Origin of the sequence: Mesorhizobium sp. M8A.F.Ca.ET.207.01.1.1, assembly GCF_004794715.1 — a bacterium.
Classification (GTDB): Bacteria; Pseudomonadota; Alphaproteobacteria; order Rhizobiales; family Rhizobiaceae; genus Mesorhizobium.
Window position 1 is genome coordinate 1 of the sequence record NZ_SRUS01000562.1, and the last position, 286, is coordinate 286.

Sequence of the window (286 nt, forward strand, 5' to 3'; positions counted from 1 at the left end):
CGCAGCTTGGACGGAAGGGCCGCCAAGCTGGGTATCGACAAGCTGGGGTACGAGCCGGACCAGCAGAAGCTGTTCCTGGACGCCATCCACAAGCCCTACGGCATGGTGCTGGTGACCGGCCCGACCGGTTCGGGCCAGACCACCACGCTGTACACCGCGCTGAGCCAGCTCAACACCGCCGACGTCAAGATCATCACGGTCGAAGACCCGGTCGAGTACCAGATCGAGGGCATCAACCAGATCCAGGCCAAGCCGCAGATCGGCCTGGACTTCGCCAATGCGCTGC

General features: G+C 64.3%; 1 protein-coding gene. It reads left to right on the forward strand.

Going from position 1 to position 286, the window contains the following annotated elements; all coding sequences use genetic code 11:
- Window positions 1-286: ATPase, T2SS/T4P/T4SS family (locus EN850_RS35835; RefSeq protein ID WP_189591368.1), on the forward strand; the 286-nt coding region annotated here is incomplete at both ends.